The 6,682-nt window shown below is 58.5% G+C and carries 7 protein-coding genes and 1 pseudogene; all 8 read right to left on the bottom strand.

Translation table 11 applies throughout. The features are described from left to right. Positions 1-113 precede the first annotated feature (113 nt). Positions 114-615, bottom strand: a pseudogene (locus tag ACV22Z_RS35515) (reductase); the annotation flags it as partial. A 7-nt stretch (positions 616-622) separates the two neighbouring features. Then, entirely contained in the window at positions 623-2,365 is a 1,743-nt protein-coding gene (locus tag ACV22Z_RS35510) for a ShlB/FhaC/HecB family hemolysin secretion/activation protein (protein ID WP_448080911.1), read from the bottom strand. An 8-nt stretch (positions 2,366-2,373) separates the two neighbouring features. Further along, entirely contained in the window at positions 2,374-2,661 is a 288-nt protein-coding gene (locus ACV22Z_RS35505) for a small multidrug resistance protein (RefSeq protein WP_448080910.1), read from the bottom strand. 273 nt (positions 2,662-2,934) lie between these two features. Beyond that, positions 2,935-3,192 (bottom strand): hypothetical protein, encoded by a 258-nt coding sequence (locus ACV22Z_RS35500; protein ID WP_448080909.1) that lies wholly within the window; start codon positions 3,190-3,192, stop codon positions 2,935-2,937. 8 nt (positions 3,193-3,200) lie between these two features. Then, entirely contained in the window at positions 3,201-3,599 is a 399-nt protein-coding gene (locus ACV22Z_RS35495) for a hypothetical protein (protein ID WP_448080908.1), read from the bottom strand. Next, positions 3,584-4,096, bottom strand: a complete 513-nt coding sequence (locus tag ACV22Z_RS35490) for a hypothetical protein (protein WP_448080907.1) — start codon at positions 4,094-4,096, stop codon at positions 3,584-3,586. Before ACV22Z_RS35490 ends, ACV22Z_RS35495 begins: the two co-directional genes overlap by 16 nt. Positions 4,097-4,519: 423 nt before the next feature. Continuing rightward, a complete protein-coding gene (locus tag ACV22Z_RS35485) occupies positions 4,520-4,786 on the bottom strand; it encodes a hypothetical protein (protein WP_448080906.1) in 267 nt (88 codons plus the stop codon). Beyond that, the coding region (locus tag ACV22Z_RS35480; protein ID WP_448080905.1) for a hemagglutinin repeat-containing protein at positions 4,783-6,682 on the bottom strand (1,900 nt) is incomplete at its 5' end. The genes ACV22Z_RS35480 and ACV22Z_RS35485, both read right to left, overlap by 4 nt.

Raw genomic sequence — 6,682 nt, 5'->3', positions numbered from 1 at the left:
CATTCCGACGATCAAGAAATAGTCACAAAATGTTGCGGAAGGCTCGCTCAAGAACGAAGTGGTACCAGCAATGGAGCGCGCGTTGGCCAAGAGCACCGCACAATACACATCCGCACATAGCTTCGCTCCTTCGCGGGCCGCGCCTCACGCTTGCACCAGAAGGCGCGGAACGGCGCGATGCCGATGCCGGTGCGGACCATCATGATCGGCACGTCACCGCCCGCGGGCGGCCGGAAGTGCGCGGACTTCCGCACGACCACCGGCACGCGGCCGCCGTCTGGGCGCTCCGCGAGGAACACTGTCACAGCGCTTTGCGCGCGCGGCGATGAACGTGAGCGCGTCCGGATGCGAGTGCATGATGTCGAGATGGTGCGCGAGCGCGTCGCCGAGCCGCACGTCGCCGACGCCCGGCACCGTCACCGGCGTGTCGGCTTTCAGCGCGGTGATGTCGAGCAGTTCGTCGATGAGCGCCGGGCAATTGGTTGGCCACACGCCGAGTGGGTTGCCAGCCTTGTATTCGAGCCGCGCGCCTTCGGTCGACAGCGACCCGTAGCGCGTGTCCTTCGCCGCACCCGGATGATTGAGCCGCAGGTTCGCGACGAGCCGTGACGACGCCGAAGAGTCAGAATTGCGCGGTCAGCTGAAATCCGAACGTCACGCGCACCGTCTGGAACCCCGACGGCTTGTAGACCGGCGTGCCGGCAAACAGATCGTACGCATAGCTGCCGAATCGCGTGGCTACGCTGCCCTTCACGCCGATTACCGCACCCGCCAGTTGCGTGCCGACCAGCGCGACCGGCTGCGCTCCCCACACGCGGCCGTAGTCCAGCCCCGCATAAATCGCCTGCCCCGTCTGCCCGATCGGCATCTGCAACTCATTGCGCCAGTAGAAACCGCGCGCAGCCGCGAGCATCGTCTCGCCGTCGAAGCCGCGCACCGTGTAGCGGCTGCCGATCGTCAGGTCGTCGATGTAGTACAGCGTGTTGCCGGTGTACTGGCCGTGGAATGTCCCGACGTAACGGAATGGTTGTTTGGCGATGGCAAACGGCACCGACAGGTTCGCATCGAGCACGGCCATCTTGTAGCGATAGGTCGGGCCGCCCTCTGCTGCAAGTACGTCGTCCCGTGCCCCGAATGCGCCGACGCCTTGGCGATAGGCTAGCGTTCCATCGAACTGCGCACTGCCAAAGTAGTGGCGATCTGTCAGACCGATCTCGACGAATGTATTGTTGCGGCGCTGCTGCGGAATCTCGGTGTCTTCGATGAAGCTCTGGCCGAAGCGGCGTGACAGCCGGAATTGCGCGCCGATTACGTCGTTCTGGCTGCGCGACAACACGCGGTTCAGCTTGAAGTCGACGGTCTTCGAGTTGCCGCTGGCGACGAATGTCTGGTTTACGCCAGCGATCTGCTGGTAATACGTGTTGGTGTATGCCGAGAGCATCGCGGTCCAGTAGCCCCACGGAATCGAATAGAAGCCGTTCCAGCCGTGCGAACCGAGACGTTTGTCACCGAATTCGAGATCCTGGCTGACGCCGATGTTGAAGATGTCGTTCAGGCCGAGCGGGTTGTCGATGCCGAGCGACAGGTTGCCTTGCAGCCTGCCGGTTGCTCGCGTGCCGGAGTTGTCGACCGATGCGACGACGGTCCATGGTTTGCCGCGCTTCACATCCAGCACGACGTCGCTTTCACCCGGCATATCGGCCGGGACGATCTGCATCGAGACGTCTTGGCTCGACACGCGCTTCATCTGCTCGAGGCCCTGTTCGAGGTCCCGCAGGTTCAGCAGCTCGCCATCGCCGGTCGGGAACGCGGTTTTCCACGTGCCGCGCAGCTTTTCGTCGGCGAAGCGCACATGGCGGATCACGCCGGGGATCAACGCGAGTTTCAGCACGCCACTCGACAGATCTTGCTCGGGTACAAGCACGCGCGTCGTGACATAACCGCGCGACAGGATCGCTTGAGACAGGCCCTTGACCAGCACGTCGATGCCTTGCTTGCCGACGCATTGTCCGGCATAGTGGTTCAGCCATTCGCGGGCGAATGCGAAGCGATCCATCGGCAAAGCAGACGCTCCGTGCGCCTTTACCGGGCCGGGCAGCGAGTCCGGCACATCGAGCGCAAGGTCGTCGATCCGGAAGCACGGCGTTTCGGTTGGCAATGCCGGAAAGTCCGCGCGTTCCGTCACGGTCGAGCGCACCGCCGGAGCGGAAACGGTTCGCTCGCGTTCGCGCGCTTCTTCCTGCTCACGGATGCGTTGATCGTTGCCGATCGTCGGCATCGACTGTGCCGACACGCCGGCCGATGCGAGCAGCAACGATGCTGCGACAAGGTTGGCCTCTTGGATTTTCCTTTTCATGTATTTCATTCTCGAGATTACGCGTACCGCGCGACCATCCAGATGCCGATCAGGATGACGAGTGCGCCGGCCGCCTGCATCGGGCGCAAAAGCTGTTCGCGCAGCGCCGTGAACAACAGCACCACGAGCAAGGCGATCGCCACCATGGTCGGGTATGCAACGCCAAGTGTTGCCTTGCGCAAGGCGATCGCATAAAGGACAAACCCGATACCGTAGGCGCCGATAGCTGCGCCGCGTGCCATCCATGGCAATACGCTCGACTCGCCAAGCGCAATGCCCTTGAGAGCGGCGACTCTGAGCAACACTCTCGCGAGTCCGCCGAAAATGCCGCTTGCAATGATTCCATCAAGTTATCCGATGGCGTCAGCGTGCCGTCGAGGTCGGCGACAAGCGGTAGTTTTCTGGTCTCTCGCATTTGTTCTGCATCATTTTCGTTCGACGCCGATTTCGGCTATCGAAATTAATCCATGACACAACGTAAAAATCGTCCTGAACTCGACTTCAAATTCAATTCCCACCATTTCGACGCGAGGCGAGAACGGGACAAGCGGCAGAGCTGCCACCCTGTTTAGTTGCCGTTACCTGTCTTCTTCGTCGTCTTTCGTCTTGTAGCTGTCGCGCGCCTTCTTGTAGCTGTTGTCGAACGGCTTCAAGTGCAGGATGTTCGCACGCTCCGCGTATGTTCCGGTCGCGAGAACAATCATTCCGACGACAACACCGAAGAACATGAATAACCCAGATAGCAGATAATAAGACGCGGCAACAATAGCTATGCCACCCGCCCATAATCCGAAACGAAACCAAGGAGCGAAATTCCAATCATTTATGATCTTCATTTTCCGTTTTACACTGCATCATTAAGTTTTCTACTTGCATCATTGAATGCACCAGTGCTCTTGAACCAATTCCCGCGCTCAGTAAAGAAAGTTCCAGCTAGTGGGTACTTATTCGCCACGCCCCCGAGCGTCAGATCCACTACGCCCCCTGCGACATAATCACCCGGGTTTGGACGGGCCATTTGTGTAACGAAATCCGCCACCCACCCGGTAACCGTCGATCCAAACGCAATAGCTTCAAGGGCGGGAGTAACCAGTGTAGGAAGCGCTGCTCCTGTTGCTGCAGCCACACCGACCCGCCCCGCATTCGTTGAAACCATCGACGATGCGTCCGCTGTCGTGTTCCTCACATAGTTCACATCTGACTGATCAAATTTCTTGAACGGCCCGCTCACGTTGAATCCCACCCATTGCTCGACGGTCGATCATAGGTGAACTGACTCGGCACCTGATCAGCCGTCGCCGTATTGGCGTTCGCAATGATGTACTGCTGCAATTCCGGATTCGCGAGCGCCGCCACCTGCGTCAAGATCGGCTTACCGTCCGCCGTAGAGCCCGCGTAAATCCACTTCGCGCCCGAATCTATCGGCGCCTGGCCAACCAGCGTATCGGGCGCACCCGACCCATGCCCATTTTCGAACGTACTTACACCCATGATTCGCATCTGCTCTTCGATCTGCGCTTGCGTGTATTTGCCCATGCGCTTCTCCGCCAGTTGCTTCGCAAGCGTCTTTTCCTCCGGATGCAACTGCCTGTTGAACCGATCACAACTACCGGATCGGCAATCGCGAGATGAGCGAACAGGAGATACAGGACCGCATCCGACACGACGAACAATTCGCCGCTCAACGACGGCCTCGACGTTGACACCGTTCCAAGCGTTCATAACCACCGAGCGCAGCATCCGCCGGGCTCGGTGGTTCAGCTAAAAAAGATGTTCTTCAACACCACATACACGATGAAGCCCATCATCGCCGTAAAACAGCACCACCAGACGATTTTCTGTGCTCGCGTCTTCGGCGTTTGGCCCGGGAAGCTCATCATAACTACCACCTGACTCCTGTTTTACCCTGATCGACTGTATAACCCATTCCAACCGACGCCGGATTGGAAGTCTTTCCAAGATCACGCGCGGCTGATTGGCCCCACAAACGACAAATCGACCCAGGAACGCTGCATTGTCGAGATTGCAGAGCAACGCCGAGAGGAATAACTTCGCTTGACGTTATCAGCGCGGCTACTACCCGGAGTGCCGCGAACAGGTAGAATGCGACTTGAGTTACTGCAAACCTGTCCTCGACAACGCAATCGTTCGACCATGCTTTGCTCATTTCTTCACTCCCCCATCATCTTCTGTGGATTCGTAGCTCTTGCGCGCCTTGTTGTAGCTATTATCGAAGGGCTTGATTTTAAGTATTCTTGCTCTGCTGGTCATTCCGCCCAACGCAGCCACGCCAAAACCGAGGCACACCATTAGAGCACTTAAAATTGACGACGGACCATATTTCAAAAAAACGTACATGGTGGCAAACCCCACAACAACCAGCACAACACTTACCGCCCACGTAAAATTCCCATCCTCGATTATCTTCATTTTTTATCACCGCCATTAAATCGCATCCATGACGAGTTGACGAAATCCTGCAGGTCAGCGGAAAATCTCCCATTATTAAAATCGCTGACCATCGCATTAAATACCGGCGCCCCACCGGGAAATTTACCGGACAAAATTCCGTTCCCAAAAATATTGGCAGAATTGCCAACTAAGTACGCTCCTACATTTTGATTAAGTGCTTGCGAAACAGCATCCGCGGCAATCCCTGCTACCGTTGCAGCAAATGATATGCTTCCGAACGCAGGCGAGTATGGCGAAGGGGCTGAGGCTAAGGCGCCCGTCGTAGCCGAAATCCATCCAGCGGTCGCAGATGTTGCCGAGGCCAAATCACCAGTTGTCGATTTAACGTAGTTCGCATCAGCCTGATTTGGTGGGCGAGTGAACGGCCCGGTCACATTGAATCCCCAGCCATTGTTTGCAGGTCGATCATAGGTGAACTGACTCGGCACCTGGTCAGCCGTCGCCGTATTGGCGTTCGTAATGATGTACTGCTGCACTTCCTGATTCGCCAGCGCCGTCACCTGCGTCAAGATTGGCTTGCCGTCCGCCGTCGAGCCCGCGTAAATCCACTTCGCGCCCGAATCTGTCGGCGCCTGGCCAACCAGCGTATCGGGCGCACCCGACTCATGCCCATTTGCGAACGTACTCACACCCATGATTCGCATCTGCTCTTCGATCTGTGCTTGCGTGTATTTGCCCTTGCTCTTCTCAGCCAGTTGCTTCGCAAGCGTCTTTTCCTCCGGATGCAATTGCCTGTTGAACCGGTCAACGTTGTATCCCGAAAATGCTCCCGCATCACCGCCCACCGCTCCACCGGCCCCCGTCGCGATCACGTTCGCGACGATGTTGCCGAGCGCTTGATTCATGCTGGCATTGCCAGTCGGATCTGCCCCGGCAATCGCGCTGCTCAGGTCGTTGAGCTTCCCCGCCGCAATTGACGCAATCGCTGCACCCGCCGCGCCACTTACCGCATTACCGCCTGCCAGCCCGGTCACCAGCGCCGCACCCGCGCCTTGCATCAACGCCCGATTTGCGCCGCCTTCCTTCCACGCATCCACACCCGCCTGATCGCCATTGGCGGCAGCCTCCTTCATCATCTTGTCGGCATAGTCCCCGATCCGCCTCGACACCGCTTCACCAGCCGCACTCGCGGCCGACATCATGTCGGCCTGCTTGCTCAGCAGGTTCTGCATATCAGGCAGTTTGGCCACCGTACCGTTCGTGTCCGTCGTGTCACGATTCAGGCTCGCCACATCCTGCTTCTGATTCGCCGAATCCGCGATCGTGACCGTCCCAGCGCTGACGCCGCTCTTCGTCGTTGCGCTGTCGCTGCCGCTCTCGTGCTGACCCAGCATCGGCGACGCACCGCCCGCGTTCTTGCCCGACGTGCTTCCGTGCGTGCTGTAGTTCATCCCGCCGTCGCCCGTCGTCACACCGGCACTAAAACCGCTCGAACTCGCATCGAAGTTCGATTGATTCCGAATGTCAGAGAACGAGAGCGAACCCGTCGTCAGCGAATTCTTCGACGCATCCGCGTCGCTCGTAATCACCGCTCCCTTCAGATCGGTGTTACCCGTGACGTTGATATTGAACCCGCCGTCCCCCGCCTGAATCCCAGCCTGCTCATTGACACCCGCATAGCTGCCCGACGCATTACCCTTGCTCTGGCTAAAGTTCGCACTGGCACCGCCTTGGCTAACGCTGAAGCCGCCACCCGAACTCGACTGATGCGCGGCGCTTGTCAGCGTATCCTGCACGCTTGCGATGTTCAGGTTGCCGCCCACGTCGGCGTTCACCTGATTGCCGCTGACATTCGACCCGATGATGTTCGTATCGCCGCCCGAGATAATCGTCACGGTATTCGCCGCGTTCACG

The sequence above is a fragment of the Burkholderia sp. PU8-34 genome (assembly GCF_053427725.1).
The sequence above is the reverse complement of the archived record's forward strand: the minus strand, read 5'-3'. Positions and strand labels throughout refer to the sequence as shown.